Source organism: Oleiphilus sp. HI0043 (assembly GCF_001634935.1).
Genome location: NZ_LWEY01000362.1, coordinates 1 through 671, shown reverse-complemented (window position 1 = coordinate 671; position 671 = coordinate 1). Strand labels below are relative to the sequence as shown.

Annotated in this window: 1 protein-coding gene; it reads left to right on the top strand. The window is 45.2% G+C overall.

What is annotated here, in order from left to right:
• A partial coding sequence (locus tag A3729_RS05025; protein ID WP_255376376.1) for an alpha-amylase family glycosyl hydrolase occupies positions 1–671 on the top strand: 671 nt, incomplete at both ends.

The following is a 671-nucleotide window of genomic DNA, read 5'->3' as shown; positions in this document are numbered from 1 at the left end:
TTTTTCCCCTATAGCTCAGACGATGGCTTTGCGGTCATGGATTTTTCAAGCGTTAATGAAGCCTTAGGCGATTGGCCCGATATCCAGGACATCGCCAGCCACTATAAGCTTATGAGTGATCTGGTGATTAACCATTGCTCTAGCCGTAGTGTCTGGTTTCAGAACTTTATTAAAGCCGAAGGCCCTGGACACGATTACTTTTTTACCGAAGACCCGGAAACAGACCTAAGCGCTGTCGTTAGGCCCAGAACAAGCCCACTACTTAGAAAAACTGAAACGCCTTACGGCACGCAACACGTATGGTGTACCTTTAGTCATGATCAGGTCGACTTCGATTTCAGAAACCCTCGGGTATTACTGCAATTCATCAAGATCATTAGACACTACCTCGATATGGGCGTTCGAGTATTTCGCCTGGATGCTATTGCCTTTCTATGGAAGCGTGCCGGTACTAGCAGTATCAATCTGGAAGAAACACATAACGTCGTTCGCCTGCTTCGTTTGTTAATCGAACATGCTCAGCCCGATGCCATTATTATCACTGAGACTAACATTCCCAATAGAGAAAACTTGTCGTACTTTGGTAATGCTAACGAAGCGCATTGTGTTTATAACTTCGCTTATAGTCGTTTTGGGTGGCTAGCAAGCTATGGACATAAATACCCGGAATG